This is a genomic window from Thiorhodovibrio litoralis (assembly GCF_033954455.1).
In the GTDB taxonomy this organism is placed as follows: Bacteria; Pseudomonadota; Gammaproteobacteria; order Chromatiales; family Chromatiaceae; genus Thiorhodovibrio; species Thiorhodovibrio litoralis.
Genome location: NZ_CP121473.1, coordinates 2,611,161 through 2,637,688 on the forward strand (window position 1 = coordinate 2,611,161; position 26,528 = coordinate 2,637,688).

General features: G+C 62.5%; 25 protein-coding genes. 18 read left to right on the forward strand and 7 right to left on the reverse strand.

Annotated elements, in window-relative coordinates:
• Positions 1 to 33 precede the first annotated feature (33 nt).
• The gene (locus Thiosp_RS11605) at positions 34 to 645 is read left to right on the forward strand and encodes an SCO family protein (protein ID WP_201066227.1); all 612 of its coding nucleotides are present in this window, start codon (positions 34 to 36) and stop codon (positions 643 to 645) included.
• A gap of 1 nt (position 646) precedes the next feature.
• A complete protein-coding gene (gene asd, locus Thiosp_RS11610) occupies positions 647 to 1,561 on the forward strand; it encodes an archaetidylserine decarboxylase (RefSeq protein WP_242518504.1) in 915 nt (304 codons plus the stop codon).
• A 14-nt stretch (positions 1,562 to 1,575) separates the two neighbouring features.
• Here the strand turns inward: asd and soxB are convergent, their stop codons facing one another.
• Entirely contained in the window at positions 1,576 to 3,363 is a 1,788-nt protein-coding gene (gene soxB, locus Thiosp_RS11615) for a thiosulfohydrolase SoxB (protein WP_201066228.1), read from the reverse strand.
• 228 nt (positions 3,364 to 3,591) lie between these two features.
• Between soxB and Thiosp_RS11620 the strand changes: the two genes are divergently transcribed.
• The 9 genes from Thiosp_RS11620 (at position 3,592) to Thiosp_RS11660 (ending at position 12,605) form a co-directional block, all read left to right on the forward strand.
• Positions 3,592 to 4,959, forward strand: coding sequence for a two-component system sensor histidine kinase NtrB (locus Thiosp_RS11620; RefSeq protein WP_201066229.1), 1,368 nt, complete (start codon positions 3,592 to 3,594; stop codon positions 4,957 to 4,959).
• Positions 4,956 to 5,588, forward strand: a complete 633-nt coding sequence (locus Thiosp_RS11625) for a response regulator transcription factor (protein ID WP_323697079.1) — start codon at positions 4,956 to 4,958, stop codon at positions 5,586 to 5,588. The genes Thiosp_RS11620 and Thiosp_RS11625 overlap by 4 nt, the downstream gene beginning before the upstream one ends.
• A 361-nt stretch (positions 5,589 to 5,949) precedes the next feature.
• Positions 5,950 to 6,342 (forward strand): sulfur oxidation c-type cytochrome SoxX, encoded by a 393-nt coding sequence (soxX, locus tag Thiosp_RS11630; protein ID WP_242518506.1) that lies wholly within the window; start codon positions 5,950 to 5,952, stop codon positions 6,340 to 6,342.
• Positions 6,343 to 6,451: 109 nt separating this feature from the next.
• Positions 6,452 to 7,288, forward strand: coding sequence for a sulfur oxidation c-type cytochrome SoxA (gene soxA / locus Thiosp_RS11635; RefSeq protein WP_201066230.1), 837 nt, complete (start codon positions 6,452 to 6,454; stop codon positions 7,286 to 7,288).
• Between the two features lie 151 nt (positions 7,289 to 7,439).
• A complete protein-coding gene (locus Thiosp_RS11640) occupies positions 7,440 to 7,997 on the forward strand; it encodes a hypothetical protein (protein ID WP_201066231.1) in 558 nt (185 codons plus the stop codon).
• 50 nt (positions 7,998 to 8,047) lie between these two features.
• Positions 8,048 to 8,740: a rhodanese-like domain-containing protein gene (locus Thiosp_RS11645; RefSeq protein WP_201066232.1), complete on the forward strand. Its 693-nt coding sequence runs from the start codon at positions 8,048 to 8,050 to the stop codon at positions 8,738 to 8,740.
• Between the two features lie 97 nt (positions 8,741 to 8,837).
• Complete coding sequence (locus Thiosp_RS11650; protein WP_201066233.1) at positions 8,838 to 10,112, forward strand: paraquat-inducible protein A; 1,275 nt, start codon at positions 8,838 to 8,840, stop codon at positions 10,110 to 10,112.
• A 91-nt stretch (positions 10,113 to 10,203) separates the two neighbouring features.
• A complete protein-coding gene (locus tag Thiosp_RS11655) occupies positions 10,204 to 11,961 on the forward strand; it encodes a PqiB family protein (RefSeq protein ID WP_201066234.1) in 1,758 nt (585 codons plus the stop codon).
• Positions 11,958 to 12,605, forward strand: coding sequence for a PqiC family protein (locus tag Thiosp_RS11660; protein WP_201066235.1), 648 nt, complete (start codon positions 11,958 to 11,960; stop codon positions 12,603 to 12,605). Before Thiosp_RS11655 ends, Thiosp_RS11660 begins: the two co-directional genes overlap by 4 nt.
• 65 nt (positions 12,606 to 12,670) lie before the next feature.
• Here the strand turns inward: Thiosp_RS11660 and Thiosp_RS11665 are convergent, their stop codons facing one another.
• From Thiosp_RS11665 to Thiosp_RS11680, 4 genes are read right to left on the reverse strand one after another with little or no spacing between them, the layout of a single operon-like run.
• A complete protein-coding gene (locus Thiosp_RS11665) occupies positions 12,671 to 13,375 on the reverse strand; it encodes a polysaccharide deacetylase family protein (RefSeq protein WP_201066236.1) in 705 nt (234 codons plus the stop codon).
• Entirely contained in the window at positions 13,362 to 14,537 is a 1,176-nt protein-coding gene (locus tag Thiosp_RS11670) for a glycosyltransferase (RefSeq protein ID WP_201066237.1), read from the reverse strand. The genes Thiosp_RS11665 and Thiosp_RS11670 overlap by 14 nt, the downstream gene beginning before the upstream one ends.
• On the reverse strand, positions 14,531 to 15,832 hold the full coding sequence (locus Thiosp_RS11675; protein WP_201066239.1) for a sulfotransferase: 1,302 nt from the start codon (positions 15,830 to 15,832) through the stop codon (positions 14,531 to 14,533). The genes Thiosp_RS11670 and Thiosp_RS11675 overlap by 7 nt, the downstream gene beginning before the upstream one ends.
• Positions 15,833 to 15,854: 22 nt before the next feature.
• On the reverse strand, positions 15,855 to 19,064 hold the full coding sequence (locus Thiosp_RS11680) for an Rne/Rng family ribonuclease (RefSeq protein ID WP_201066241.1): 3,210 nt from the start codon (positions 19,062 to 19,064) through the stop codon (positions 15,855 to 15,857).
• 592 nt (positions 19,065 to 19,656) lie between these two features.
• Here Thiosp_RS11680 and Thiosp_RS11685 point away from each other — a divergent pair.
• The 3 genes from Thiosp_RS11685 to Thiosp_RS11695 all read left to right on the forward strand — a co-directional run bounded on the left by Thiosp_RS11685 (position 19,657) and on the right by Thiosp_RS11695 (position 22,500).
• Complete coding sequence (locus Thiosp_RS11685) at positions 19,657 to 20,709, forward strand: RluA family pseudouridine synthase (RefSeq protein ID WP_242518508.1); 1,053 nt, start codon at positions 19,657 to 19,659, stop codon at positions 20,707 to 20,709.
• A gap of 67 nt (positions 20,710 to 20,776) precedes the next feature.
• Positions 20,777 to 21,442: an HAD-IA family hydrolase gene (locus tag Thiosp_RS11690; protein ID WP_201066245.1), complete on the forward strand. Its 666-nt coding sequence runs from the start codon at positions 20,777 to 20,779 to the stop codon at positions 21,440 to 21,442.
• Positions 21,443 to 21,507: 65 nt separating this feature from the next.
• Positions 21,508 to 22,500: a S49 family peptidase gene (locus Thiosp_RS11695; RefSeq protein ID WP_201066247.1), complete on the forward strand. Its 993-nt coding sequence runs from the start codon at positions 21,508 to 21,510 to the stop codon at positions 22,498 to 22,500.
• 46 nt (positions 22,501 to 22,546) lie between these two features.
• Here Thiosp_RS11695 and Thiosp_RS11700 read toward each other — a convergent pair whose 3' ends face one another.
• Together Thiosp_RS11700 and Thiosp_RS11705 are read right to left on the reverse strand one after the other, a co-directional pair.
• On the reverse strand, positions 22,547 to 23,161 hold the full coding sequence (locus tag Thiosp_RS11700) for a Maf family protein (protein ID WP_242518511.1): 615 nt from the start codon (positions 23,159 to 23,161) through the stop codon (positions 22,547 to 22,549).
• Complete coding sequence (locus Thiosp_RS11705; RefSeq protein WP_201066249.1) at positions 23,162 to 23,605, reverse strand: YcgN family cysteine cluster protein; 444 nt, start codon at positions 23,603 to 23,605, stop codon at positions 23,162 to 23,164. It lies immediately after the preceding gene.
• A gap of 139 nt (positions 23,606 to 23,744) precedes the next feature.
• On the opposite strand from Thiosp_RS11705, the gene Thiosp_RS11710 reads away from it, so the two are divergent.
• The 4 genes from Thiosp_RS11710 (at position 23,745) to Thiosp_RS11725 (ending at position 26,513) form a co-directional block, all read left to right on the forward strand.
• Positions 23,745 to 24,245, forward strand: a complete 501-nt coding sequence (locus Thiosp_RS11710; RefSeq protein ID WP_323697080.1) for a methylated-DNA--[protein]-cysteine S-methyltransferase — start codon at positions 23,745 to 23,747, stop codon at positions 24,243 to 24,245.
• Positions 24,242 to 25,141: a site-specific tyrosine recombinase XerD gene (gene xerD, locus Thiosp_RS11715; RefSeq protein ID WP_201066251.1), complete on the forward strand. Its 900-nt coding sequence runs from the start codon at positions 24,242 to 24,244 to the stop codon at positions 25,139 to 25,141. Before Thiosp_RS11710 ends, xerD begins: the two co-directional genes overlap by 4 nt.
• A gap of 90 nt (positions 25,142 to 25,231) precedes the next feature.
• On the forward strand, positions 25,232 to 25,714 hold the full coding sequence (locus tag Thiosp_RS11720) for a YajQ family cyclic di-GMP-binding protein (protein ID WP_201066253.1): 483 nt from the start codon (positions 25,232 to 25,234) through the stop codon (positions 25,712 to 25,714).
• 28 nt (positions 25,715 to 25,742) lie between these two features.
• Positions 25,743 to 26,513 (forward strand): thioredoxin fold domain-containing protein, encoded by a 771-nt coding sequence (locus tag Thiosp_RS11725; protein ID WP_201066255.1) that lies wholly within the window; start codon positions 25,743 to 25,745, stop codon positions 26,511 to 26,513.
• Positions 26,514 to 26,528 lie beyond the last annotated feature (15 nt).

Consider the following 26,528-nt stretch of genomic DNA (forward strand, 5'->3'; position numbering starts at 1 on the left):
CAACCTGCCTTGGTCATGCTGATGCGCCTTGGAATGAGACCCCGCAACCGTCGCCGTCCACTGGCGCTGCGCCTGTTCATGGCGTTGCTGGCCGTCGGGCTCTTTGTGATTGGCTACCAATGGGGCAACCAGTCCCAGCGAGGGCAGGGTCAGACAGTGGCGATTGAAGGCGTCCGCCTGCGCCCGGCCGTCCCTTTACCGAGCTGGCAACTGACCGATGATGGCGGGCAGCCGCGCGGTTCTGACCAGTTTGAAGGCTTCTGGGTGTTGCTCGGCTTCGCCCCCATCGATGATGTCTCTGGGCATCTCACGATGACGCGCATGCTGGAGGTCTTCAATCGCCTTGCGGATCAACCCGCTGTGCGCGAGCAACTGCGACTGGTGCTGGTCAGTCCGCGCATGGATGCCGCCCTGGCGCAGGACTTCCGTCGGCTGTTGACTCAGATCTGGGTCTTGAGCGGCTCGCCAGAGCAACTAGCGCGCCTTGACGCCATGCTTGCTGGATCGACTGCGAAGGAGGGCGCCGCGCTTTATCTGATCGACCCTGAGGCGCGACTGACCGCCATTTTCCCCAACACGCAGCCGCCGGCTGCCATCGCGCGCGATATGCGGCTGCTTGCCAAGACCACTGCACAGGAGCCTTAAGTTGCCTTTACCCACCGATGAACGCCCAGACCGTCCGGACCGCCCGGCGTTGGGCGCGCGCCTGTTCGTCTGGCTGCAATACGCCCTGCCGCAGCATCGGCTCTCGCGCATGATGTTGCGTCTGACCCGTTTGCGCCTTGGGCCCGTTACTCACTGGCTGATCCGGCGGTTTGTGGCCCATTTCGCTGTCGATCTGAGCGAGGCCGCCACAACAAGACCCGAGTCGTACGCGAGCTTCAATGCCTTTTTTACCCGAGCCCTGGCAGCGCACGCGCGCCCCTTGCCTGATGACCCACAGGCGCTACTGAGCCCGGTCGACGGTCGCGTGAGCGAGGCGGGGCGAATTGAAGGCGAGCGCCTGCTCCAGTGCAAGGGCCAGTGGTTTGCCCTGCGCGATTTGCTCGGCGATGACGCGATCGCGGCACAGTTTACCGACGGCTGGTTTGCGACCCTCTATCTGTCCCCGCGCGATTACCACCGCATCCACATGCCCCTGGCCGGACGCGCGACCCAGATGTTGCATGTGCCGGGGCGCCTGTTCAGCGTCAATCCAACCACGGTGACAGGCGTGCCGGGGCTTTTTGCGCGCAACGAGCGGGTGGTCACAGTCTTCGATACCGACATCGGCCCCATGGCCATGGTGCTGGTCGGGGCCATCTTCGTCGGCAGCATAGAAACCGTCTGGGCCGGGGAGATCACCCCACCGCGCGCGCGCGAAGTGACGCGCACGGACTATACCCAAACCGATACTCAGACTCCCATCGCGCTTGCACGCGGTGAAGAAATGGGACGCTTCAATATGGGCTCAACCGTCATCTTGCTGCTCCCCGCCGGTGCCGCCTCGCTTTCGCCTGAATTGACCGCCGGCGTTCAGGTGCGCTGTCGCGCGCCCATTGGCCGGCTGTCTGGTGCCTGATCAAGCTCGAAGACTCAACTCAGAATCTTGCCTGAGTAGTCGGCCAGGCCCGGGTTTCCCTCGACGTTTTTGAGCTTTGGCGTGTTGATTTTGTCGAGTTTGACGGTCTTGATGTCGCGCAGATAGGTCGCGACCGTCTCCCAGATGGGCTCGTCCGGGGCCTGGCTGCCGACCGTCGCCCAGCCGGCGACCACATAGTTCTTCTCGGCATCGATGGGGGTGCCATCGTCGAGTTGCATCTCGCTGATGCGCTTGCCCATGCCGCCGCTCGGGTCGCAGACGTAATTCAGCCCGCCGACGCGCACCATGTCGCCGCCTTGCTGGACGTAGGGGTCGGGGTTGAACAGGTTGTCGCAGACGTCCTCAAGGATGGCTTTGATCTCGGCGCCTTTCATCTCCCGGCGATAGGTCTCGGGGTAGGTGATGCAGGTCTGATCCATCACATTGTCCATGGTGATGGATTGGCCAGGCAGGACCGAGGTGCCCCAGCGAAAGCCGGGCGAGAGGCTGATCTGGGCGTCCTTCACTTTCATCAGCGCATCGCAGATGACCTGATCGAAAGTCCCGTTGAAGTTGCCACGGCGGTAGAGTACGTCCTCGGTGGTGGCGAGCTTCTCGGTTAGCTTCTCGAGATGGGGCGCGCGGACCTCGTCGATATACTTTGCCATGTCCGGGTCGGCTGGCAGTAGGTTGGAGAAGACCGGCAGCAGGCGGTAGCGGAAGTCGCGCAGCTTGCCGTCCTTGACATCCAGATCCATCACGCCGAGGAATTTGCCGTTGGAGCCGGCGTTGGTGACCAGGGTCTTGCCGCTGGCGTTCTCGACGATGGTTGGTGCCGGCATGCCATCGTGCGTGTGGCCGCCGAAGATGACATCGATGCCGGTGACGCGCGAGGCCATCTTGAGATCCACATCCATGCCGTTGTGCGATAGCACCACGACCAGATCGGGCTTTTCGCTCTCGCGCAACTCGTCGATGATCTCCTGCATGCGCGAGTCCTGAATGCCGAAGGTCCAGTCCGGGATGAAGCGTGATGGGTTGGCGATGGGGGTGTAGGGGAAGGCCTGACCGACCACTGCGACTTTGACGCCGCCTGTCTCCTTGATGGTGTAAGGCTTGAACGCCAGTCCGGCATCCTCGTCGAAGCCGCCGAAGTCGGCGAATTTGTAATCGAACAGCGCCTCTTCGCGCACCTTGACGTTTTGGGCGACAAAATCGCCGTTGAAGGCTTTGACGTTTTTGATGACCTCGGTGTCCAGGTAGGTGAACTCCCAGTGCCCGGTCATCACGTCCACGCCCAGCTTGTTGCAGGCGCCAACCATGTCCATGCCGCGCGTCCAGTAGGCGGTGCCTGATCCCTGCCAGGTGTCGCCGCCGTCCAGCAGCAGGCTGTTGCCGTCGCCGCGCTCGCTACGGATGCGATCGACCAGTGTCTTGAGATGCGCGAAGCCGCCGATGGTGCCGAACTGCTCCGCTGCATCGGCATAATTTAAGTAGCTAAAGGCATGTGCTTCGATGCTGCCCGGCGCGATGCCGAAGTGCTCGAGCAGCGTCGTGCCGACCAAGTGCGGCGCCTTGCCGTAGGCGCCGCCAACGCCGATATTGACGTTCGGCTCGCGAAAGTAGACGGGGTTGAGCTGCGCATGGGTATCGGTGATGTGCAATAGCGTAACATTGCCAAACTTCGGTAGCTCGTAGAGGTCGCTTGGTTGCTTGGTTTGGGCAAAAGCCGAGCTTGGCAGCAGGCCGGCGGCACCGGCCAGGCTCATCAGGTGGATAAATTCGCGGCGGGAAATGGTCATGGATGGCAGCTCCTCCGATCGCTTTAATGGTTTTTCGGCGCCGGGGTTGGCCATGGCTCGCGCCCTGAGGGGCCAAGTGGCGAGCGCATTTCGGCTGGCCCGGCGATCTGGTTAAGTTTGGGCTTGGGGTTGCGCACTCTCAATGTTATCGCTAAAAACCCAGTATGTCGCTTTGATTTGTCCGGGCGTCGATCTCGATCCCGGTTCCGCCTGGGCTGGTGGGGTGCCATGAGACGGGGGCAAGGCAGTCACCGGCGGGTGCTCGGGCTCAATGCGATTGCCTGGGTGATGCTCGGGGCGCCGAGACTCGTCAATGCGGCAGGGGCGCCTGGTGAACGGGTAGGGGAGTCCTCTGAAATCTTTGCCGTTGTCGTGGCGCTCGGCCTGCTGGGCTGGTTACTGCTGCGCATGCGCCGGCTGAACACGCGCCTGGCGGATACCAATGTCAGACTCGAGCAGTGCGAGTCCTTCGTGCTGGATTCCGTCGCCGAAGGGGTATTTGGAATCGATCTCAGCGGACGGATCACCTTTGCCAATCGCGCCTTTGAGGAAATGACCGGCTGGCGGGGGGCTGATCTGGTCGGGCAGGAGCGCCACGAGCTCTTGCATCACACCCATGCAGACGGCGAGCCCTATCCGCGTGAGAGCTGTCCGATTCATGCGACGCTGGAGGATGGGAAGGCGCGTATTGTTGATGATGATCTTTTCTGGCGCAGCGATGGGAGCTGGTTTCCGGTGGAGTACAGCGTCACGCCGCTGCTCGACCGCCGCGGGCAGATCATGGGCAGCGTGGTGGTCATCCGCGATGTGACCGAACGTCGCAGCTTGGCCGAGCGCGTCCGTTCGCTGGAGATGCAACAGGCACATGCCGCGCGCATCAACATGCTTGGCGAAATGGTCTCGGGCATCGGCCACGAGCTCAACCAGCCGCTGACGGCCATTGCTACCAATGCGCGCGCGAGCCTGCGGCTGATCGAATCCGGACGGACCCAATGTGCGGACTGCACAACCGTGCTGGATAAAATCGCCGTGCAAGCGGAGCGGGCGGCCGAGGTCATCCGACACATGCGCAGGTTCTCGCGCAAGGAACCGACCGAGAGCGCCCGGGTGGCGGTGGCGGATCTGTTCGAGACTATTTTGGTGCTGATGCGCGAGGATGCACGGCGCGCCGATGCCGTATTGCAAAGTGAGATTCAGCCGGCAGCGCTTGCCGTGCTGGCGCAGCAAACCCAGATCGAGCAGGTGCTGATCAACCTGGCCCGCAATGGAATTGAGGCCATGGCTGAGGGCGGGCGCGAGCGGCGGGTGCTTTTGTTACAGGCACATGCGCGTGGGCGCGAGGAGGTCGAAATCCGGGTGGTGGATACGGGGCTTGGCTTGTCGCGCGGTCTGTCGCAACATTTGTTCGAGCCCTTCGTGACCACCAAACCGCAGGGCATTGGGCTCGGGCTGTCGATCAGCGCGCGCATTGTCGAGACGCACGGCAGTCACCTCCAGTGGGAGACCACGCCGGGAATCGGCACGAGCTTTTTCTTTCGTTTGCCGCGGGCGGACACCGCCGCGCGCGGACTGGCCGGGAAGGAAATGGATGGGTGAAACAGAATCCAACGATGATCGATGACAACCCCAAGGCGTTTATTGTCGACGATGACGCCGACGTTTGTGACGCCATCGCGCTGCTGATGAGCTCAGTCGGTATTGCCAGCGAAAGCTATGGCTCGGCCTGGGCCTTTCTGTCCTGTTTCGATCCGCGCCGCCGCGGATGCTTGATTCTGGATGTGCGCATGCCTGACATGAGCGGGCTTGAGCTGCAGGATCGTCTCGCCGAGCAGCCGATTCATCCGCCGGTGATCATCATCACCGGGCATGGCGATGTGCCTATGGCCGTGCGCGCGGTCAAGCGCGGCGCGGTGGATTTTCTCGAGAAACCCTTCAATGACACCGTGCTGCTCGAGGCGGTCCAGCGCGCTTTCGCGCTTGATGCCGATCAGCGCACTCGCCTGCACCGCCAGACGCAAGCGGAGGAGCGCTTGAACCGGCTGACGCGGCGCGAACGCCAGATTCTGGAGTTGATCGTCGCTGGCAAGCGCAACAAAGTGATTGCCGCCGATCTGGAGATCAGCCAGTCGACGGTTGAGGCCCACCGCGCCAAGATTATGGACAAGCTCGAAGCGCGCTCCCTGTCGGACTTAATGCGGCTGATGCTGCCGCTGGATGGCGACTGATCTGGCGGCTTACCAGCCCTTTCTCCATGTCGTTCGCGCGCGAGCTCAAGTTCTAACTTGCGCTGAAGGGCTGGGTGCCGTTAGGATTTTTCATTGATAAATGGCAACCACCTCCCAAGTTTTGGGTAATTACCAGCGAGTCGGCATCCACCGGGACCTCGCCTTCAGTCCAAAAACCAGATGTACACCAGCTAGAAAATAACCACCCACAAAAGCCCCCGGATACGCATCACTAGAAGCGAACCACCAAGAAACCCATCACTAGAAACGCACTACGAAAAACCGCACCACCCAGAAACGAACCATCAGAAACGAACCACCAAAAACGCACCACTAGAAACGCACCAAAAGGAGACCTTTGATGATGTTCCTATTTTCACCCGAACGACAGAGAACTGGGCTGGCCTTCGGTCTTGCCTCGATGCTCGTGCTCGGGACTGGCTCGGCCATGGCGATGGAGCTCGACGCCCTAACGCTCAATGGCAATGCCGATGCCGGTCGTGCCGTGGCCATGGACCGTTCGACTGGAAACTGCATTGCCTGTCATGTGCTGCCTGGCGGGGAAGCCCCGGGAGCCATCGGTCCGCCCCTGGTCGCCATGCAGACACGCTATCCCAGCAAGCATGCGGTGGCTGAACGGGTATGGGATGCGACGGTCAAGGCACCGGACGCCGCCATGCCACCCTTTGGTCGGCATAATATCCTGACCGAACAGCAATTCGTCGATGTCGTGGAATACGTGTGGGGACTTTGATCCGCACGCTTCAGTGCCTGCACGCAGCGGCATCACCGATGAAAACAACCCCAAAGGTCGGGTCCCAAAGATTGGCTCCCGAGAAGGTTGGATCAGGAGATTACACATCATGAGATATTCATTCGTACCGGCCATTATCGGCCTTGGCATGCTGATCGCCGCCCCGGTGATGGCCTCGACCCCGGAGGAGGATCGCGAGGCCTGGCAGGCCTACTACCAGAAACGCTTCCCCAAGGTGCCGAAAGAGGACTTCATCAACGGCGTCTACGCCATCGACCCCATCGGGCGCGAGAACTGGGAGGCGATTGAAGAATTTCCGCCTTACGAAACCGCCATTTCTAATGGCGAGGAAATGTGGAACACGCCCTTCGCCAACGGCAAGAGTTATAGCGACTGTTTCCCCGACGGTCCGGCCATTGAAGGAAAATACCCCTATTGGGACAAGGAGCGAGGCATGGTCATGACCCTGCCTCTGGCGCTCAATGAATGCCGCGAGGCCAATGGCGAGGAGCCGCTGAAATACAAGAAAGGCCCCATTGCCGATCTGCTGTCTTACGTCGCCTTTGAGTCGCGCGGACAGATAATCAATGTCGAGATTCCGGCGGATGACCCGCGCGCGGTTGAGGCTTACGAGAAAGGCAAGGAGTTTTACTTCACGCGCCGCGGCCAGCTGAATTTTGCCTGCGCCAACTGTCACGTGAACAGTTCCGGAAGCACCCTGCGTACTGAAATTCTCAGCCCTGCCTTTGGCCACACCACGCACTTTCCGGTCTATCGCTCCAAGTGGGGCGAGATGGGGACCCTGCACCGACGCTTTGCCGGGTGCAACAAGCAGGTGCGCGCCAAGCCGTTTCCAGCCCAGGGCGAGGAATACCGCGATCTGGAATACTTCATGACCTACATGAACAATGGTCTGGAGCTTAATGGCCCGGGAGCGCGCAAGTAGCCGTCTGCGTGTCGGATCAACGCGGCAAGGGGTGGCTGATGCGCGCATTGGTCTTCCCCGGCACCCCGACCGACATGGGATCCAAAACATTCACGCCGCACCGGCAGGCATGCCGGTGGTGGCGGACAAAGTAGGACGAGAGGAGTCAGTCATGCTAAAACAACCGATTAGCCGCATACTGGTGGCGGCCCTGTTGGTGCTGGTCCCGCTGACCAGTGCCTGGGCAACGCATCGCAGTGAAGCCGAGCAGTCCATTGCGGATGCCAAGCAAATGCACCAGAAAGCGGAAGCCGCTGGTGTGGCGACCGCGACTGCGGCCGAGATGATCGCCGAAGCTGAGGCTCTGCTGGAGACCCGCGAGTACACTCAGGCTGTGAGGGTGTCGACCTGGGCCCAGCGTCAGGACAGCTTCGCACTCGAGGTCGCGACAGGCGAGGTGACCCTGGATACCAATCTGGAAGCCGTCGCCGAGCGTGAAATTAAGGCAGCGACCGCCGCGGCTGACAAAGCCAATTCCGTGGGTGGCGAGTGGCGCGACACGCGCAAGATGATCAAGAAAGCTGAGACCCTGGCCAAGGCGGGTGAGTTTGAGCAAGCCATCAAAGAGGCCATTGCAGCACGTCGGCAAGGCGAACTGGGCTACGAGCAGGCGATGCGCGAAAAGGGCGCCGATATGCCCGACTACATGCGCGCAGCCCTCAATGACTGAAGCATCCCGTCTTGCGTCTGGCACCTGCTGATCAAAGGAGATTTCTCGACATGAAAACACGTTTTATTGCGCCCCTTACTCGCGCGCACCTCGGTGTCCTGACGGCAGGCCTGCTGCTGCCGCTGGCGCTGATGGCTGCGGACAACCGCATCACGCCTGACATTGAGACCGTTCAGGTCATGCACAACGGGGAGATGGTCACCATTAAGCGCGGGCATGACCGGGATGCGACCCTGCCCGAAGTCTTTCAAAAGACCGATCGCGGCTGTCCGCCGTTTTGCGTGCAGCCAATGGAGGTCGTGCCCGGGGTGGAGACGATCGGGGAGATTGATCTGCTCGGTTATCTGCAGCGCATGACCGAGGGCGATGACAACATCATGGTGATCGACTCACGCACCCCCGATTGGGTGATGCGCGGCACCATTCCGGGTTCCATCAATATTCCGTGGAACAAAATCAATAACGAAGGTTCCGGAATTTTTGAAACACCCACCGAAGCAGACACCTTTGTGCATATCCTGGCCGACCAATTTGGCGCCACTCAGGACCCAGCCTCCAAGGCTTGGTCCTTTGACGATGCCAAGACCCTGGTCTTCTTCTGCAACGGGATCTGGTGTCCGCAATCTTCCATCAACATCAAGACGTTGCACGCCATCGGTTACCCGGTACATAAAATGAAGTGGTACCGCGGTGGCATGCAGGATTGGGTCAGCGTTGGTCTTACCACGGTAGAGCCGGAATAACGGGCTCTTCCTCCTTGATGGTGGCGAGCCGTTATCAGGGCTCGCCACCCGCCTTTAACACCCAGGCGCGGTTCCTGCCCGTCGCGGGTGCGTATTGATGTCTCTGTTTCTCTGTCCGGAGTGCGATTTACTGCAAAAGTCCGGCCCGCTTGCCGCGGGCAGCGCTGTGCATTGCTCGCGCTGTGGGTACCTGCTGCATCGCGCGCGCGCCAATAGCCTCGACCGCAGCCTGGCGCTGACACTGGCCGGGCTGGTGCTGTTCGCCATTGCCAACAGCTTTCCGTTCCTGTCGTTCCAAATGCAGGGGCAGACGACCGAGACCACCCTCAGTACCGGAATCTCAAGCCTGTTCGATCAGGGCAAATGGGAAGTCGCCCTAGTCGTGTTGTTCACCAGCATTCTGGCGCCCGGGCTGCAACTGCTGCTGTTGGCGAGCGTGCTGTTGCCGCTCAAGGGCGGGCGGTTCCCTCCCTGGTTGGCGCAGCTTTTCCGCCTGTTTCGTCATCTGCTGCCCTGGGGCATGATGGACGTTTTCCTGATCGGCATACTGGTCTCGGTGGTCAAGCTCACGGAGATGGCGTCCATCGTGCCGGGCATCTCACTGTTTGCGTTTGTGCTGCTGATTTTCGTGCTGGCCGCGGCCCAATCCTCGCTCGACCCGGATATCGTCTGGAGCCGGGTGGCACTGCGCGCGCCAGTGCGTCTTCGGCTGCGCCCAGGCGAGACGGCCTTGGGATGCGAATCCTGCGATCTGGTGGTGCCCAAGCCCGCGCTGCGCGAAGCGGGCCTGAAGGACGCCTGTCCGCGCTGCGCCAGTGCGCTGCATCGGCGCAAGCCGCGCAGCTTGCAGCGCACCTGGGCGCTGGTGATCGCCGCGCTGCTGTTTTACATTCCAGCCAATGTGTTTCCCATCATGACGGTGACATCGCTTGGTAACGCGCAGTCGGATACTATTCTGTCAGGTGTTGTGTTTTTGTTGCATCACGGTATGTGGCCACTGGCGCTGGTGGTTTTTGTTGCGAGCATTTTCGTGCCGCTGCTCAAGCTGGTGATTCTGGTATTCTTGCTGGTTTCGGTGCAGCTGCGCTTGCGCTGGCGACCGGTGGACCGCACCCGGCTCTACCGCCTGACCGAGGCCATCGGGCGCTGGTCCATGGTCGATGTCTATGTGGTGACCATTCTGGTGGCCCTTGTCCACCTGGGAAATCTGGCGTCCATCCAGGCGGAGACCGGCGCGGTGTTTTTCTGCGCCGTGGTCATCATTACCATGCTCGCGGCCATGGCCTTCGATCCGCGCCTGATCTGGGACGCACTTGGGGAGCAGGAAACGCGAGTCGCCCAGAATCCGACCGCCGAGCTCGCGCATCCATGACCCTTTGCCCACGCGGACACCTTGGCTTCTGGCCCCCTTGGTCGCGCCCCCTTGGCCGCGCTCCTGAAGGGTTATCGAGGACGATCGCACCATGACAGAAACTGCGCGACCGGACTCCGGGGCCCCGCAAAATTCCCCGCCGTCACCTGATCTTTCTGCGGGTGGGGGGAGCGCCGGTGAGGGTTTGGCCGATGCCCGGGTCGTCAAGCGCGAGCGCTGGTCGCTGGTGTGGCTGGTTCCGCTGGTGGCGGTCGCCATTGGTGCCTGGCTGGCGTTTCATGCCATCAGCCAGCGCGGCCCGACCATCACGATCGAGTTTACGACCGCCAGCGGCCTGCAGGCCGGTAAGACTAAGGTCAAGTTCAAGGACGTGGTCATCGGCCAGGTCACGGAAATTGCCGTGTCTGAAGACCTCGAGAAGGTTCTGGTCACCGCCGAGCTGACCCGTGGCTCATCCCATTACCTCACCGACAAGACCCGCTTCTGGGTCGCCAGGCCGCGGGTGACGCCGAGTCAGATCACCGGTCTGGAGACGTTGCTCTCGGGCGCCTATGTCGCCATTGATCCGGTCACCGAGGGCAAGCCGACGCGGAATTTTCGTGGGCTCAAGAACCCGCCGGTCATCACCACCTCGGAGCCGGGTTCGGAGTTCGCGTTGCGCGCATCCACACTCGGCTCGTTGAATCTGGGCTCTCCGGTCTACTACCGTCACATTCAGGTCGGGCAGGTGGTGAATTATCGCCTCGACAAGGACGGTGGCGCCGTCACCATCGATGTTTTTGTTGCCAAGCCCCATGATAGCCTGGTGTACGCGACCACCAGATTCTGGAATGCCAGCGGCTTTGACGTGCGCATGACCGCTGAGGGTGTTTCGATCGACAGCGAGTCAGTGGTTTCCATGCTAATCGGCGGGGTGGCTTTCGATACGCCGGATACCCTGGATGACAAAGGCGCACCCGCGAAGGACGGGCAGTATTTTCCGCTCTACGCTAACCGCAAGGAGGCGCATGAGCGCGCGTATCTGAACAGAAAGCGCTTCGTGCTGCTGTTTGACGGCTCAGTGCGGGGGCTGTCGGTCAACGCACCAGTCATGGTGCGCGGCATTCAGGTCGGGCAGGTACTGGATATCCAACTCGAGTTCGATCCGAAACGGATCGATTTCCAGATTCCGGTGTTGGTCGAGATCGAGCCGGATCGCGTCGATCGGCTCAAGGTGGAGGATGAAGCCATCCTTGCCCACACGCAAGAACCTATCGCGACCGCCTCCGACGCATCCTTGCTGCAGGCGCTGGTGGCCAGCGGCCTGCGCGGGCAGCTCAAGACCGGAAGCCTGTTGACTGGGCAGCTTTATGTCGAGTTCGACCTGCATTCGGACGCCGCGCCCGCCACCATCGGCGAGCATGACGGCTATCCCACGCTGCCAACCTTGCCGACACCCATCGAGGCCGTGACCACCAAGGTCGACCGCATTCTGACCGAAGTCGAGGCCATTCCCTTCCGCGCCATTGGCGACGACCTGTCCGCCACTCTGGCCGGCGCGCGTGCGCTGGTAGACTCAGAAGAAGTCCGAGATGCATTGACGCAGGTCGATCGCTTGCTAGATCATCTCGCGCACTTGAGTGCCATGGTTGACGCTCAGCTTGCGCCCGAGTTGTTGCGCTTGGTGGTTCAGGCACAAGGCTCGTTTAAGAGTCTCAATAGGCAGCTTTCGCCCGATGCGCCGCTGAGCGCAGATCTCCTGGGCGCGCTGCGGGCAATTCAGTCGGCATCGCGGTCTGTCGGGGAACTGGCGGACTACCTTGAACGCCATCCCGAGGCACTGCTACGAGGAAAAGGAGGAGCCAGATGAGGCGACCGCGAATCCGATGGATATCCGCTACGGGGGCCTTGCTGGCCGCTGCGGCAGGGTTGCTTGGGGGCTGCGCCAGCTCGCCGCCATCGTCTTTCTATACCCTGACGGCGATGGCTGAGGGCGCGGGCGGAGAGGTCGACATTCATGGCGGGCGGCTTGCGATTGGCGTGGGGCCGGTGAGCATCCCGAGTTTCCTCGACCGCCCGCAGGTGGTGCGGCGTCAGGGTGCCAATGAGCTTGCGGTGGATGAGTTTCATCGCTGGGGCGGAAGCCTGAATGACGATTTTCCGCGCGTCTTCTCGGAGAACCTGGCGCAACTGCTGCAAACCAGTCGCATCGTGCTCTTTCCGAGTGATCTGCGGCTGAAGCTGGATTTCCGCGTGCTGGCCGAGATCATGGCCTTTGAGGCCGGCCCGTCGAATCAGGCGCTGCTCAAGGTCCGCTGGGCGGTGCTCAATCCTTTCTCTGAGGAAGTCCTGCTGATGCGTGAAGATGCTTATCGTCACAGCATCGCGCCAGATGCCAGCGTGTCTGAGCAGATCGCGGCACTGAGCCTTACGCTGGCCGCTTTCAGTCGCGATGTCGCCAGCGAGCTCCAACGCCTGCCGCGTCCGCGTCCGCCCGCGCCAGCAGAGATTTAACCTGCGCGGACCGGAACCGCGTAGACAAAACTCCCGCGCCCGTCACCCGGCTGAAAACCGAAAGCTTAAGCGTAATAGCCGTGGCGGTTGAAGCGCTTCAGGTCGGCTTCAAGGTCGCCAGCCAGGGCGTAATCCAGATCATGGGGATGGATGCCGATGCGGAGCACCCCGGCGGCGCGCGCGCGACGGCGATTGAGCGCGTTCCACAGCCGCAGCGCAAGCACGCGCGTGGCATTGTCGGCCTCGTAGCCGAGCATGGGCGTCGCGCGCCAAGCGCGCGTGCGTGCCTCGTAGATGCCGCCGAAGACTTCGTAGCGCTCGAACGGGCCCTCGGCAGAAAGCCGCGCGCGCGAGATGGCGCCCATGGCCCAAGCGGGCGGCACATAGAGCGACGGCGGCGCGAAGCCCTGCTGGATGAACCACTCGCGGCTGCGCCTGAGCAGCGCGAGAATGCCCTCGGCATCCAGCGCCAAATGCTCGGCGACCTGGCGTGACAGGAAAAGGGCGTGCAGGCGGTGATAAAGCCCGCCGATGTGCTCGGCCCGATGGTGCCAGCCATGAGCGGCCAGCTCATGGCCTGGTTGTAGCAGCTGTTGCAGGCGGTCGAGGTCCGCCGCCGACCAGTCGCGACCGGGCACCACCAACAGCGTGACCTTGGCGACACCCAGCGCCGAGAGCCTGTCCAGCACCCGCTCGACTGCCGGCAATGTCTCCGGCATCACATCATGTACCGAGACCAGGGCGTCGGTTTCTGGGCTAAGGCGTCGCATCGATTCCGGTCAGGCGGCCGTCGCGCAGGATATCGAGCCAGTGGCTCAGGTTGCGCGCGTTAATATCTCTCGCGGCCGCGCGCGCGATGGCGGCCTTGCTGTGGCGCGCATCCGGTTTCAGGTCGGCGATGCGCCGCAGCGTGTCGGCGAGCACCTCGTCGGTTTCGATCCTGAACAGGCCGCGATTGAGCTGATCCCAGCTCAGAATGCCGCAGTGGGCGGACACGACCACGAGTCGCGCGCGTGCCATGGCCTCGAGTGCGATGGTGCCGAAGGACTCAACAGTCGATGGCAGCACCAGTGCATCGACGCTATCAATCAGCGGCAGAATTTTCTGCCGCGGCACCCAGCCGAGAAGCGTGATATTGCCAAGGCGTTGCGTCTGAGTTTCCAGCCAGGGGCGCATAGGGCCCTCGCCGGCCACCAGAAATTCCATCTCTGGCAAGGCTTCGGCCGCGTCAACCACGGCCTCAAGGTTCTTCTCCGGTGCCAAGCGGCCAGCGAACAGCACTCGCTTGAGTGTGTCGCCCAAAGGCTTGGGCGGCTGTGTGATAAAGCGTCTGGGGATGGACGTCCCCATGAGCCCGACCTGCTCGGCGCCGATGTCTCGGGCCGTCTCGACCATCTCATGAGAGTTGGCCAGCACCAGATGACTGTCGCGAAACAGTTTGCGGTTGCAGCCGTTCAGATACCATTGCGCGAAGGGCATGCGCGCGGACCAGTCCTGATTCATGGCCGCAAGGCGCTCGAAGTGGGTATGAAAGCCGACGATGATGCGCGTGCGGTGGCGTTTGGCGAACAGCAGCCCGAGCATGCCATAAGGGCCGGGTGTGGGAATGACGACCGCGTCCGGATTGATGCGCCGCAGCCGGCGGCGGATCATCAGCGGCGAGGGCAGCATAAATTTCTGCGTTCGATCACCCGGGAGCGGAACCGCAAAGCCGCCGTACCAGCGCCCGTTGCGATAGCGTGGCGAGATGATCTGCACCAGCACCCCGGCATCGCGCAGATGCTCGGAAAGGTCGCGGTAGTAGGCACCGACGCCATTGCGCTCCGGGGCGGCGTCGGACACGATGGCGACCCGCAGGGGAGCGCCGGACCGCGGCTCTTGTTGCGCCAGCGCGGATTGCGTGCGGCGGTTTGGGCTGTCTGGATTCAGCATGGGACACCATCCGCTGCTGGGCTGGCAGGTCGGTCTGGTGCCTCGGTGCGAGCCGCTGCGGCGCCGTCGCGGAACCCGCTCTCTGGTGCGGTTGAAGACGCTTCCGCGCCGCCCGCGCCCGGTGACAGCAAGGCGGCCAGGCGCGGCTCGCCATGCACATCGGCAAAGGCAGTGGCCAGTTCGGCGCCATCCAACCCAAAGTCTTCCAGGGCATAGCTGTGCCCGCTGCGGTAGCGTCGACTGGCTTCTGCCTCCTGCTGCAGGATGGCGTCGAATTCATCCGACAGCGGCAGCCCGAGCTGATGGTAGACAGCCGTCAGCGCGTTGCGCAGATGCTCGCGCAGGGCGTGCATGCCAAGCCAGGCGCAGCGCTCGGGCGGCCTTTGACTGAGTTGGGAGGCCAGATTCAGATACTGAAAGCGAAGTTGCTCCATGAACCGATCCCGCACCCAGGGACTGCGCGGCGGTGTGCCGAAGAACGCAAGACCCGAGCCGATGGAGCTCAACTGGGAGGGCAGTGTGCGTTCTGGTTCGCGCAGGCAGATCAGAAACCGGGCATCCGGAAAGTGATCGCGCAGCCCGCCCGCCAGGGGCGCGAAGGCTGCATTCTTGGACAGTAGACGCTTGTCGGGGCCATGCACGTAGAGGTGCTTCTGCAGGCAGCGGTGGTAAAACGCGAGTATCGCCTGGCGCTCTTTGGCGGAAATAGAGCGGTCGAACTGCCCGATATTCCACAGATGCTGGCTGAACGGGAAGGGCAGCACCAGGATGAAGCAGGAGAGAATCGGCAGCAGGCTGAAATAATCTTCCTCCGGTGCCTGCAGCGTCATCGGATGCACCTCGTCCATGGCAGCAAAGCCGTGCTTCTCGATCCATCCCAGCAAGCGGGCCAGGTGCCCGCCCCAGCGCCGGTCGAGCCGGGCCAGTCCCAGCCAGAACTTGCGCGCGCTAACCGAGAGCGCGAACAGGCTCTCCCAGGTGCTGAAGGTGGTGAACTGCGCGTCCCGCGCCAGTACCCGATGCAGATTGGTGGTGCCGCTGCGGGGCACCCCCAGCACCAACAGAGGCTCGCGGATCTCGACCCGGCGATAGCCGCGAAAAAAGATCTCATCGAGCAGGAAGCCAACCCAGTGGGTGGCAATCACCAGCGCCAAAAAAGGCAGGAACCCGAGCATCACCAGCCGGCGACGCACGCCGGGCCAGGATGATCCCGCATCGATCGCCGGATGGCGAGCGAAGCTATGGATGGCGAGGCCGGCGAAGCGCTTCGATGTGAGGAAGAAGAGTTCCAGCATCGGATGAGAAAAACGGCGCGGATCAGCCGAGGCCCGGGCCGCCTTGCTCCTGTTTTCGGGCCGGCTCGCTGGTGTTGTGCTGCGCCGTATCGGGTGCTGGCGCAGGTGTTGCCGATGCTGACGTCGATGGCGCGGCTCTCGGCGTCTCGGTATCCGGGATTTTGCGCTCCGTGGGTGCTTTCGCTTCCGTTAGCCGGATTCCCGATGATGTTGGCGGCGCTTGCGGGCTGTCCGCTTTTGGATGTGGCCGAGTTTCTGCCGGCGCTTGCATGCTGTCTGCTTTCGAGGATAGCGGAGCCTCTGCAGGTGCTTTCGGGCTGCGCGCCTGCGTGGTCGATGGCGTGTCTGCCTTCGCCTCGGTTTTGGCTGGCGCTAGTTGCGTTGGCGCTGGTTGCGGAGGCTTAGGGGCCGGATCTTGCGGTGCTGATGGCGCTGACTGCGCAGGTTCAGCGCTGGCGGGCGCAACAGGCTTTTCTACAGGCGGGCTGCGCGGAGCATCCCGGTCGTCGGCCGAAGCAGTGCGCGCGGCAGCATCAGAAATGCCAGGTGCTGACTGCGCTGCGGGGCGCGGGTCCTTTGTGTCAGAAGAGGGCGCGTGCGACGAAACTGAGCTGGCCGACGCAGTTTCGCCGCTGGAACCCGTGCCAGTGCCTTTGTCGGAGCCCGAGCCAGAATCCTTACCGGAATCTTTACCGGATTTGTCCTCCGCTGAGGCGCTCGCGCTGTCTGTCTGTTCCGGCCGGGACCGTGCTGGGGGGCGTGCTGGTGCCTGCGCAGTTTCGCTCGCTGGGCTAGCCTCCTCGGTCGGCTTGGCATCGCCATTGGTAGCCGCCTGGGAGCCGGGCTTGCGTCTGTTGCGACCGCCCCGTCTGCGGCGGCTGGAGCGCGAACGGGGCGCATCGCCCTCGCCGCTGCTTTGACGTGCATCGCCATCGCCAGCCTGGTCGTTGTCACCGGAGCTCGCGTTCGGATCAGCTCCGGCGTTTGCGGCACCGGATTGATCTGCCGGTCTGGCGCGGTCACTCGAGTCAGGCGGAGTTCGATCGGCTTTGGGGTGCTCCCTTGCCTCGGTTTCGTCGCCGCGATCTGCGTTGGATGAAGCTGCGGCATCCTGAGCGCTGGCCTGACCGGTCGAGGATTTTCTTCCACGTCCGCGCCCGCCACGGCGACTGGAGCGCGAGCGCTCGCTGCGTTGGGATTGGCCGTCACCGCTTTGCGAATTTTCGCTGGGTCCATTTTCCGTGGGTCCACTTTCATCGCGCCCGCTGTCGGTTCGCGTGCTGGCGGCGCGGTCATCTGACGCGGTCTTGGCCGTTGTCGCCTTGCTCTCGGAGTCGGTGACAGCGTCTGCTTCGCTCCTGCCACGGCTTTGTCGCGAACCGCCAGAGCCGCGCCGGGCTGGGCGGCTGCGGGCAGGCTTGTCCTCGCTGGCCAGGGCGGGTTCCTCGCGCGCTTGCTTGGCGGCGGACACATCCTTGGACTGCGTTGTCTCATCGTGCCCGGCGGAGAAGAAGGTGACCCACAGGCGCTTGAGCAAGTTTTCATTGCGCTCCTGGGTGGCTGCGGCGGCGCCCGTGTGGCGTCGGCTGGGCTCTGCGCTCTCGCTGCGGTGCGGCGCCGGTATCGAGGGCGCGAGCTGCTTGACGGCGGGTTCGTCCGCGGGTCGCGTGGTGGTGGCTTGCGATAGAGTCTCTTCGTTGGAGAGATCTTCGGCCAGCTCATAGCTGACATCGGCATCGGCGCCGGATTTGACGACGTCCTGGCTGCGAATGCGCTCAATGCGGTATTCAGGGGTGTCGATGCTTTTGTTCGGGACCAACAGGACTTCGACCTGGTGGCGCTCTTCGATCGCCAGCACCGCCCGGCGCTTTTCATTGAGCAGAAAGGTCGCGACCGGAATCGGCAGATGCGCGAGGATGCGCGAGGTGCTGTCCTTCATCGCTTCTTCTTCAACGATGCGCAGCACCGAGAGGCCTAGGGATTCGACGCCGCGGATGGTGCCCTGGCCGCGGCAGCGCGGACACACGATTTGGCTCGACTCGCCCAGCGAGGGGCGCAGGCGCTGGCGTGACATCTCCAGCAGGCCAAAGCGCGAGATGCGCGAGATCTGCACGCGGGCGCGGTCCTGCTTGAGCGCGTCGCGCAGGCGGTTCTCGACCTCGCGCTGGTTGCGGGCCGGGGTCATGTCGATGAAGTCGATCACGAAGAGCCCGCCGAGATCGCGCAGGCGCAGCTGGCGGGCGACTTCGTCCGCAGCCTCCAGGTTCGTGTTGAGGGCCGTTTCCTCGATATCGGCGCCCTTGGTGGCGCGCGACGAGTTGATGTCGATGGAGGTGAGGGCTTCGCCATGGTCGATGACCAGCGAGCCGCCCGAGGGCAGGCGCACCTCGCGCTGAAAGGCGGATTCGATCTGGCTTTCGATCTGGTAGCGGGTAAACAGCGGGACTTCGTCCTCATAGAGGCGCAGCTTCTTCAGGTTATGCGGCATGACTGAGCGCACGAAGACCTGGGCCTTTTCGAACATCTTCGGGTCATCGACCACAATCTCGCCGATGTCGGCGCGCAGATGGTCGCGGATGGAGCGGATGATGACGTCGCTTTCCTGGTAGATCAGGAAGGGCGCCTTGCGCTCTTTACTCGAGGTCTCAATGGCGTCCCACAGCTGCTTGAGGTAATCGAGGTCCCACTGCAGTTCCTCGATGTTCTTGCCGACGCCGGCAGTGCGCACGATCAGCCCCGTGTCCTCGGGGATGTCGAGCTGACTCAGCGCCTCGCGCAGCTCGCTGCGATCCGTGCCCTCGATGCGGCGCGAGACGCCGCCGGCGCGCGGATTGTTGGGCATCAACACCAGATAGCGGCCGGCTAGGGAGATGAAGGTGGTCAGAGCCGCGCCTTTGTTGCCGCGCTCTTCCTTGTCGATTTGCACCACCACTTCCTGACCCTCGCGGATCAGCTCGCGGATGTTGTTCTTGGTGCCGGGCTTGGCGCCCTCGTTAGCAAAATAGCTGCGCGCGATTTCCTTCAGCGGCAAAAAGCCATGGCGCTCGCTGCCATATTCGACGAAAGCCGCCTCCAGACTGGGCTCGACGCGGGTGATGGTCCCTTTGTAAATATTGGCTTTTTTCTGCTCGCGGCCGGGTGATTCAATATCAAGGTTGAACAGTTGTTGACCATCGACGATGGCCACACGCAACTCTTCGGGCTGAGTTGCATTGATCAGCATTCTTTTCATTGTGGTTGAAATCTCTCGGGCAGCGCGCACTGGCGGCGGCGGACCCGAGCCATGCCGGGTCTGTCCGTCGCGCGCCAGTCAATGCCCCGGGCGGTAGCGGGGCCGGGTGGCGATGGTGTCCGGGTGAGGTGGCGGCGCGACGGCTTGTGGCCTCGCGCGCGCTGACTTCAAGAAACCGGATGTGCATCGATCCTCTTGCGCGCGGCTGGTTATTTGCTTAGGGTCGCGGGCTCCGCCAGAGTCCGCGAACCGATCATGGTTGTGTGTCCCAGATGGGACACACCAAAATGTTCTTCACCCGCCAGCCATGCCAAGGCAATCTCTCGCAGACTCTAACGAGCCGTGGCATGAGCCGGCGTGATTCCCGTTACACTATGTTCCGGTCGGATCAAAAAACGGGTTCACGTCTGTATCAATCTGGGTCGAAGCCGGCCTGAGTCAGACTCCGGTCGCCGCCTTCAATTCCGACACGAACTGTCGGATAAACCGTGCCAGCCGACTGGACTCGCCAGCACGGCGACCAATACGGCAAATGGACCAACGGGTTGCACAGATTTATTTGCGACCCGTCAAGATAGCAGTGAAACACTCATTGAGCAAACCAAAACCGACCAGCTTCCCCCCGGCAACGTCTTCGGACAGGCCGTCCTCTGGGGAAAATCCGCAGGGTGGCACGCAGCGCGCCTCGGGCGGCGTGCGTTATTTGCAGATTGACGCGGACCGCGAAGGGCAGCGGATCGACAATTTCCTGCTCGCACAGCTCAAAGGCGCGCCGAGAAGCCTGATTTACCGCATTCTGCGCAGCGGCGAGGTGCGGCTCAATGGCGGCCGGGTCAAGCCCTCAGCGCGGCTTGCCTGTGGTGACACCCTGCGCCTGCCGCCCGTGCGTCTCGCCCCCGTCGCGGCGAGCGCCGCGCCATCGGCGGGATTACAGCAGCGGCTCGATGCGTCAATCCTGTATGAAGATGAGGGCCTGATGCTGATCGACAAGCCAGCGGGGCTGGCGGTGCATGGCGGCAGCGGGCTCAACCTGGGCTTGATCGAAGCGCTGCGCACGCTGCGGCCAAAACAGTCTTTGGAACTGGTCCACCGGCTCGATCGCGACACCTCGGGCTGTTTGCTGATCAGCAAAAAACCCGCGATCCTGCGCTGGCTGCATCAGCAACTGCGCGAGGGGCAAGTGCGCAAGCGCTACCTCGCCTTGCTGGTCGGCGGCTTGCCGCGCGAGCGCATTGAAGTGCGCGCCCCGCTGCGCAAGAACCTGCTGCGCGGCGGCGAGCGGGTGGTCCGGGTCGATCCCGTCGCGGGCAAGGCGGCGCGGACGGGTTTTCGGGTGCGGGAAGCCTTCGCTGACTTTACCCTGGTGGATGTGCGCCTGGATACCGGGCGCACCCATCAAATTCGCGTGCATGCCGCGCACATCGGAGCCGCGGTGGCCGGCGATGAGAAGTACGGCGATAGCGCGGGCAATCGTCATCTGAGCAGACTGGGGTTGAATCGCTTATTCTTGCACGCGGCCGAGCTGGGCTTTCGCCCGCATCCCGAGGCTGAGCCGCTGTCGCTCAGTGCCTCGCTGCCGCGCGATTTGGAGCAGGTGCTGACGAGGCTGCGGGTCGAGCCGTCGGAAGACTCCAGCAAGCGCTGACAGCGCCAACAAGAAGCTTCGTGGCAATAGCCTTCACCATCATTTTCCGCAAAGATCCCGACTCTCCATGCAACCCGAGCTGATCATCTTCGACTGGGACGGCACCCTGATGGACTCGGCCGCGCGCATCGTCAACTCTATGACCGCGGCCTTTATCGAACAGGAACTGACCCCGCCGCCACCCGAGCTGATGCGCGCCCAGATCGGGCTTGGGCTTGATGAGGCCATGCGTGCGGTGTGTCCAGACGCGACGCCTGAGACCAGGGCCCGGCTGATGAATGGCTATCGCAGTCGGTTTCTCGGCGATGACCCGACGCCGGCGCCATTGTTTGCGCAGGCCGGAGAAGTGGTCCGCGGGCTGCATGAGCAGGGTTTGCTGCTCGCGGTGGCCACCGGGAAGAGTCGCATTGGGCTCGACCGGGCACTCGTACAATCAGGACTTGGGCCCTATTTCCACGCTACCCGCTGCGCCGATGAGACCCTTTCAAAGCCCAATCCGCAAATGCTGTTCGAGCTGCTCGACGAACTCGGCACCCGCGCGGATGCGGCCTTGATGATTGGCGATACCGAATTCGACCTGCTGATGGCCAAGAGCGCCGGCATGCCCTCGCTTGGCGTCAGCTATGGCGTGCATGACAGTGCGCGGCTGCTTGCCTGCGAGCCCCTGGGCTTGATCGATGCCATCGGCGAATTGCCCGCGTGGCTTGCGGCGCGCGCTGGGCCCGATGCCTGAACTCCGCCCCAGACCCCAACACCCGGACCCCTAACACCTAGCCACCGATATTGGAGATGCACTGAATGAAGCTCTGGCCTTTCCGCCAACTGCCAACCGGCAAACTACCCGATCCCGATGACCCTAACTGGGAGCGGGCGCTGATCAACAGCATGGCGGTCGAGTTCCTGCGCGATCAGCGCCGCGGGCGCCGGTGGGGCATTTTTTTCAAGCTTGCCGCGCTCGCTTATGTGCTCATCCTTCTGCTGGTGGTCAATGCCGACAGCCTCAGCGAGTCGGTCGGCGCGGGCGAAGAGCACACGGCGCTGATCGAGATTGACGGCATCATCGCGCCGGATACCGAAGCCAGCGCCGATAAGATCATCACGGCGCTGCGCAAGGCGTTCAAGGCCGACAAGGCGAAGGGCGTCATCCTGCGCATTAACAGTCCCGGCGGCAGTCCGGTGCAGTCGGGCTACGTGAACGACGAGATTCGGCGGCTGAAAGAAAAATACCCCGACAAGCCCGTCTATGCCGTCGCCGTCGATGCCTGCGCCTCGGGCGCTTACTACATTGCCGTCGCCGCTGATGAAATCTATGTCGACAAGGCTAGCTTGATCGGCTCCATCGGCGTGCGCATTGGCAGCTTCGGCTTAAATCGCGCGATTGACGAGCTTGGCATCGATCGCCGGCTGCTGGTCGCGGGCGAGCACAAGGGCATTCTCGATCCTTTCTCGCCGCTGGATGAATTTGACAAGACCTTCGTCCAGCGCCTGCTCGATGGGCTGCATCAGCAGTTCATCACCGCGGTCAAGGAAGGCCGAGGCGACCGGCTGGTCGAAAACGACGAGCTGTTCACCGGTTTGTTCTGGAGCGGCGCCGAAAGCATCGAGCTTGGCCTGGCCGATGGCCTTGGCAGCAGCAGCAGTGTCGCCCGCGATCTGATCGGCGCAGAGGAGATCGTCACCTACAGCCGCAAGCGGGACCTGCTCGAAAAGGTCACCGACCAGCTCGGTTCGTCCATCGCCTTCACCTGGGCGCGGCTGATTGGGATCGACGGGACCCTGTCTGTGCAATAGTTTTCGCTGCAATAGGAGTCGTTGCAATCGTTCTCGCTGCGATCACTCAGGCAGGTGATCCTCCCAGGATCTCGATGCCTTCGCGCTCCAGCATGGTGACGAGGCGGATCAGCGGCAGGCCGATCAGGCTGTTCGGGTCCTCGCCCTCCAGGCGCGAGAAGAGCGCGATGCCGAGGCCTTCCGACTTGAAAGCACCGGCGCAATCGTAAGGTTGCTCGCGCTCCAGGTAGCTGAGGATCTTCTCCCGTGTCAGATGCCGGAAGGACACCCAGAAGGGATCGCAGCAACTCTGTGTCTGGCCGGTCTTGGCGTTCAGCAGGCAAAGCCCGGTCAGGAAACAGACCTGGCGTCCGGACAGGCGCTCGAGTTGTTCGATGGCCGCCTGATGGTTGCCGGGCTTGCCGAGAATCTGCCCATCGATGCTGGCGACCTGATCGGAGCCGATGATCAATGCCTCAGGGTGGCTTTGGGCGACCGCATGGGCCTTGGCGATGGCCAGACGCTCGACCAGCCCGGCCGGCGCTTCGCCAGGGAGGGGATGCTCGTCGATATCGGGTGACACGGAGCGGTAGCCCTGTGTGGTCTTGTCGAGCCCGAGCTTGTCGAGAAGGGCCCTGCGGTATTTCGAGCTGGACGCGAGTATGATTTCCGGCGACATCATTTAGCGCACCCAATCAATCAGATGCAGCAGGGGATCATCCGACTGGGTTTCGCAAACAATGCGCCCGAGTACCGAGTTGCCGCTGTTGATGACAGAATCCGCGTCGCCGGTGATCAACGGATGCCATGACGGCAGTGGTTGACCTTCGGCCAAACGGCGGTAGGCGCAGCTTTGCGGCAGCCAGCCCGGGCTTTCCAGTGTCTCGAGTGTGAGTGTCACGCAGTCCGGCACGCGGGTGGAGCGATTGGGATAATCCTGGCACCGGCCGCTTTGATGATCGAGCAGAAAGCAGGCGACATTGCTGTAATGGATCTCCCCGGTGTCTTCGTCCTCGAACTTATTCAGGCAACATTTCGCACAGCCATCGCACAGCGACTCCCATTGTGCCCGGGCCATGGCCTTCAGCGGGATGGCCTCCCAAAATGGCAGATCGGATTCGGTCAAGATGGTTCATTCCCTGGTAGCTTGCAAGATGTCGCCATTATAGCCTTTCACCGATGCGCTATCTTTTGTCGCAACTGCGCGCTTGCTGTTAGAGCCGAGGGGAGTCGTTGGCGCGGGGTGGCAGTGCAGGGGGCTGACGGTGTCTGAACCCAAATACAGCGTGATCGAAACCCCGCTCGGCGAGCTCGGCGTTTGCTGGCAGGAGGGGGAGGAGAGATACCTAGTCGCGGGTGTTCGCCTGCCGGTTGATCAGGGCGCTTTGCCGGGCGAGGGCGTGCCGGCGCCTGCCTGGCTCGAGCGCGAATTCCGGGCCTATTTTTGCGATCCGGCGCATGCCTTCGGCATCGCGCTACGGCTTGCGGGAACGGCTTTTCAGCAACGGGTGTGGCGTGCGCTGCAGGGTATTCCACCCGGCTCGGTGCGGCGCTACGGTGAGTTGGCGACGGAGCTTGGCAGCAGCGCGCGGGCGGTTGGCAATGCCTGCCGCGCTAATCCTTGTCCGATCATCGTGCCCTGTCATCGGGTGGTGGCAAGTCGGGGGCTTGGTGGCTTTGCCGGGAAGACCCTGGGTGCTTCCATGAACGTGAAAGCCTGGTTGTTGCGGTATGAGGGTGTGGATCTGACGGAGCTTGGCGCATGAAAGATACAACCGCTGTGGTGGTGGAGTCCTTTGCCGATGCGCTGTGGATGGAACGGGGGCTGAGCGCCAATACCCTGTCTGCCTACCAGTCCGATCTGCGCGCCTATTGCGAGTGGCTGGAGGCAGCGCGCGATCGCGAGCCGGCCGCAGCCGATCGCATCGACCTGATCGACTATCTCGGCGCCCTGGCTGCCAAGGGGCTCAAGCCGCGCTCCTCGGCGCGGGTGCTGTCCTGTTTGCGCCAGTTCTATGGCCATCTGCTGCGCCAGGGGCTGATCGACAAGGACCCAAGCACCCGCATCGATGCGCCCAAGCTCGGGCGCCCCCTGCCGCGCAGCCTGAGCGAGGGCGATGTCGAAGCGCTGCTGCAGGCACCGGATACGGATATTGCGCGCGGGCATCGGGATCGCACCATGCTCGAGGTGCTCTACGCCACCGGCCTGCGGGTAACGGAGTTGGTCAGCCTGGAATGGAATTCCGTTAGCATCAACCAGGGCGTGGTGCGGGTGCTCGGCAAGGGCAGCAAGGAGCGGCTGGTGCCCCTGGGAGAGGAGGCGCTGGCCTGGCTGGCGGACTTTTCCCGCGGACCGCGCGCGGAGTTGCTCGGCGCGCGCCAGTGTACTCATGTCTTCCCGACCAGCCGTGGCTGCTGCATGACGCGCCAAGCCTTTTGGCAGCTGATCAAGCGCTATGCACTCGAGGCTGGCATCGTGGTCGAGCTCTCCCCGCACAGCCTGCGCCATGCCTTTGCCACCCATCTGCTCAATCACGGCGCCGACCTGCGCGTGGTGCAGATGCTGCTCGGCCACAGCGACCTGTCGACCACCCAAATCTACACCCATGTGGCCAACGCGCGGCTGCAAGAACTGCACGCCAAGCATCATCCGCGTGCCTGAGGGCATGCCCGCGCAAACATTCTCGCCACGGCGCGAATCTATGATAGCCTTTTGGCCTTTAGGTGCTGACTGAACTTGTTTGGAGGCTTGATGCCGTCTTTCGACGTGGTGGCCGAGGCCGATTTGCAGGAAGTCCGTAACGCGGTCGATCAGGCCAATCGGGAGATCGGAACCCGTTTCGATTTCAAAGGGGTGGATGCGCGCTTCGAGCTGTCCGCTGATGCTGTCGATCTGCACGCTGAGCAGGAATTTCAGCTTGGGCAGATGATGGACATTCTGCGCCAGAAGCTTGTCAAACGCTCGGTCGACCTCGCCGCACTTGAGGTCGAGGAACCCGTCACCACACTGAATGCAGCCCGCCAGCATGTTGGTGTCAAGCAGGGCATCGACTCAGACACCGCCAAGCGCATGGTCAAGGCGCTCAAGGCCAGCAAGATAAAGGTCCAGGCGCAGATTCAGGGCGATCAACTGCGGGTCACTGGCAAGAAACGCGACGACCTCCAGGACGCCATTGCTGAGTTGCGCAACACGGGCTGGAATTTGCCGATAACCTTTACAAATTTCCGCGATTAAAGATTTTTCCAGCGAGGATTTCTCCAACATGATCACACTCAACAAGCCCCACAACCGTGCTGCGCGGTCGCTCACAATGGCCGCGGCGGTTGCCCTGGGGATGGTTCTGACCGGCGGCGCGGCCTTGGCCGATGAGGCCGCGAATATCCGCGCGGCGCTGGCCAAGGTATTGCCTGATCACAAGCCGACCTCGGTCAAGCCTTCGGTGGTCGACGGGCTTTATCAGGTGGATATCGGGCCGCAGGTGATGTTTGTCACCGCCGACGGCCGTTACCTGATCGATGGCGCCATTGTTGATCTCGAGAGTCGGGAAAATATCGCCGACGCGGCGCAGGCAGATGCGCGTCAGCGCACCATGGCAGGGGTGAAGGACGATGAGTCGATCGTTTTTGCCGCCGATGATCCCAAGCACACAATTACCGTCTTCACCGACATTGACTGTGGCTACTGTCGTAAGCTCCATCACCAGATCGACGGCTATAATAAGGAAGGAATCAGCGTTCGCTATCTGTTCTTTCCGCGCAGCGGCGTTGGCAGCCCGTCCTATGACAAGGCCGTCTCGGTCTGGTGTGCCAAGGATCAGAAATCGGCAATGACCGCTGCCAAGAATGGCGAGTCGGTGGAAAATGCAACCTGTGAAAACCCGGTCAAGGATCAGATGGAGCTTGGCGAGTTACTCGGCATCCGTGGAACTCCGGCAATCGTGCTCGAGAACGGCGACCTGGTGCCTGGCTATGTCGAGCCCAAACGCCTGGCGAAAATGCTTGATGACAGCGCCGAGAACGCCGCGGCCAACTGAGAGTGCCTGTCGCTC

Bases quoted from the DNA above. Each gene is read 5' to 3' on its own strand.
- Thiosp_RS11605 (WP_201066227.1), top strand. From the start codon at position 34: ATGAGACCCCGCAACCGTCGCCGTCCACTGGCGCTGCGCCTGTTCATG.
- soxB (WP_201066228.1), bottom strand. From the start codon at position 3,363: ATGACCATTTCCCGCCGCGAATTTATCCACCTGATGAGCCTGGCCGGT.
- Thiosp_RS11620 (WP_201066229.1), top strand. From the start codon at position 3,592: ATGAGACGGGGGCAAGGCAGTCACCGGCGGGTGCTCGGGCTCAATGCG.
- soxX (WP_242518506.1), top strand. From the start codon at position 5,950: ATGATGTTCCTATTTTCACCCGAACGACAGAGAACTGGGCTGGCCTTC.
- soxA (WP_201066230.1), top strand. From the start codon at position 6,452: ATGAGATATTCATTCGTACCGGCCATTATCGGCCTTGGCATGCTGATC.
- Thiosp_RS11640 (WP_201066231.1), top strand. From the start codon at position 7,440: ATGCTAAAACAACCGATTAGCCGCATACTGGTGGCGGCCCTGTTGGTG.
- Thiosp_RS11645 (WP_201066232.1), top strand. From the start codon at position 8,048: ATGAAAACACGTTTTATTGCGCCCCTTACTCGCGCGCACCTCGGTGTC.
- Thiosp_RS11650 (WP_201066233.1), top strand. From the start codon at position 8,838: ATGTCTCTGTTTCTCTGTCCGGAGTGCGATTTACTGCAAAAGTCCGGC.
- Thiosp_RS11655 (WP_201066234.1), top strand. From the start codon at position 10,204: ATGACAGAAACTGCGCGACCGGACTCCGGGGCCCCGCAAAATTCCCCG.
- Thiosp_RS11660 (WP_201066235.1), top strand. From the start codon at position 11,958: ATGAGGCGACCGCGAATCCGATGGATATCCGCTACGGGGGCCTTGCTG.
- Thiosp_RS11665 (WP_201066236.1), bottom strand. From the start codon at position 13,375: ATGCGACGCCTTAGCCCAGAAACCGACGCCCTGGTCTCGGTACATGAT.
- Thiosp_RS11670 (WP_201066237.1), bottom strand. From the start codon at position 14,537: ATGCTGAATCCAGACAGCCCAAACCGCCGCACGCAATCCGCGCTGGCG.
- Thiosp_RS11675 (WP_201066239.1), bottom strand. From the start codon at position 15,832: ATGCTGGAACTCTTCTTCCTCACATCGAAGCGCTTCGCCGGCCTCGCC.
- Thiosp_RS11680 (WP_201066241.1), bottom strand. From the start codon at position 19,064: ATGAAAAGAATGCTGATCAATGCAACTCAGCCCGAAGAGTTGCGTGTG.
- Thiosp_RS11690 (WP_201066245.1), top strand. From the start codon at position 20,777: ATGCAACCCGAGCTGATCATCTTCGACTGGGACGGCACCCTGATGGAC.
- Thiosp_RS11695 (WP_201066247.1), top strand. From the start codon at position 21,508: ATGAAGCTCTGGCCTTTCCGCCAACTGCCAACCGGCAAACTACCCGAT.
- Thiosp_RS11700 (WP_242518511.1), bottom strand. From the start codon at position 23,161: ATGATGTCGCCGGAAATCATACTCGCGTCCAGCTCGAAATACCGCAGG.
- xerD (WP_201066251.1), top strand. From the start codon at position 24,242: ATGAAAGATACAACCGCTGTGGTGGTGGAGTCCTTTGCCGATGCGCTG.
- Thiosp_RS11720 (WP_201066253.1), top strand. From the start codon at position 25,232: ATGCCGTCTTTCGACGTGGTGGCCGAGGCCGATTTGCAGGAAGTCCGT.
- Thiosp_RS11725 (WP_201066255.1), top strand. From the start codon at position 25,743: ATGATCACACTCAACAAGCCCCACAACCGTGCTGCGCGGTCGCTCACA.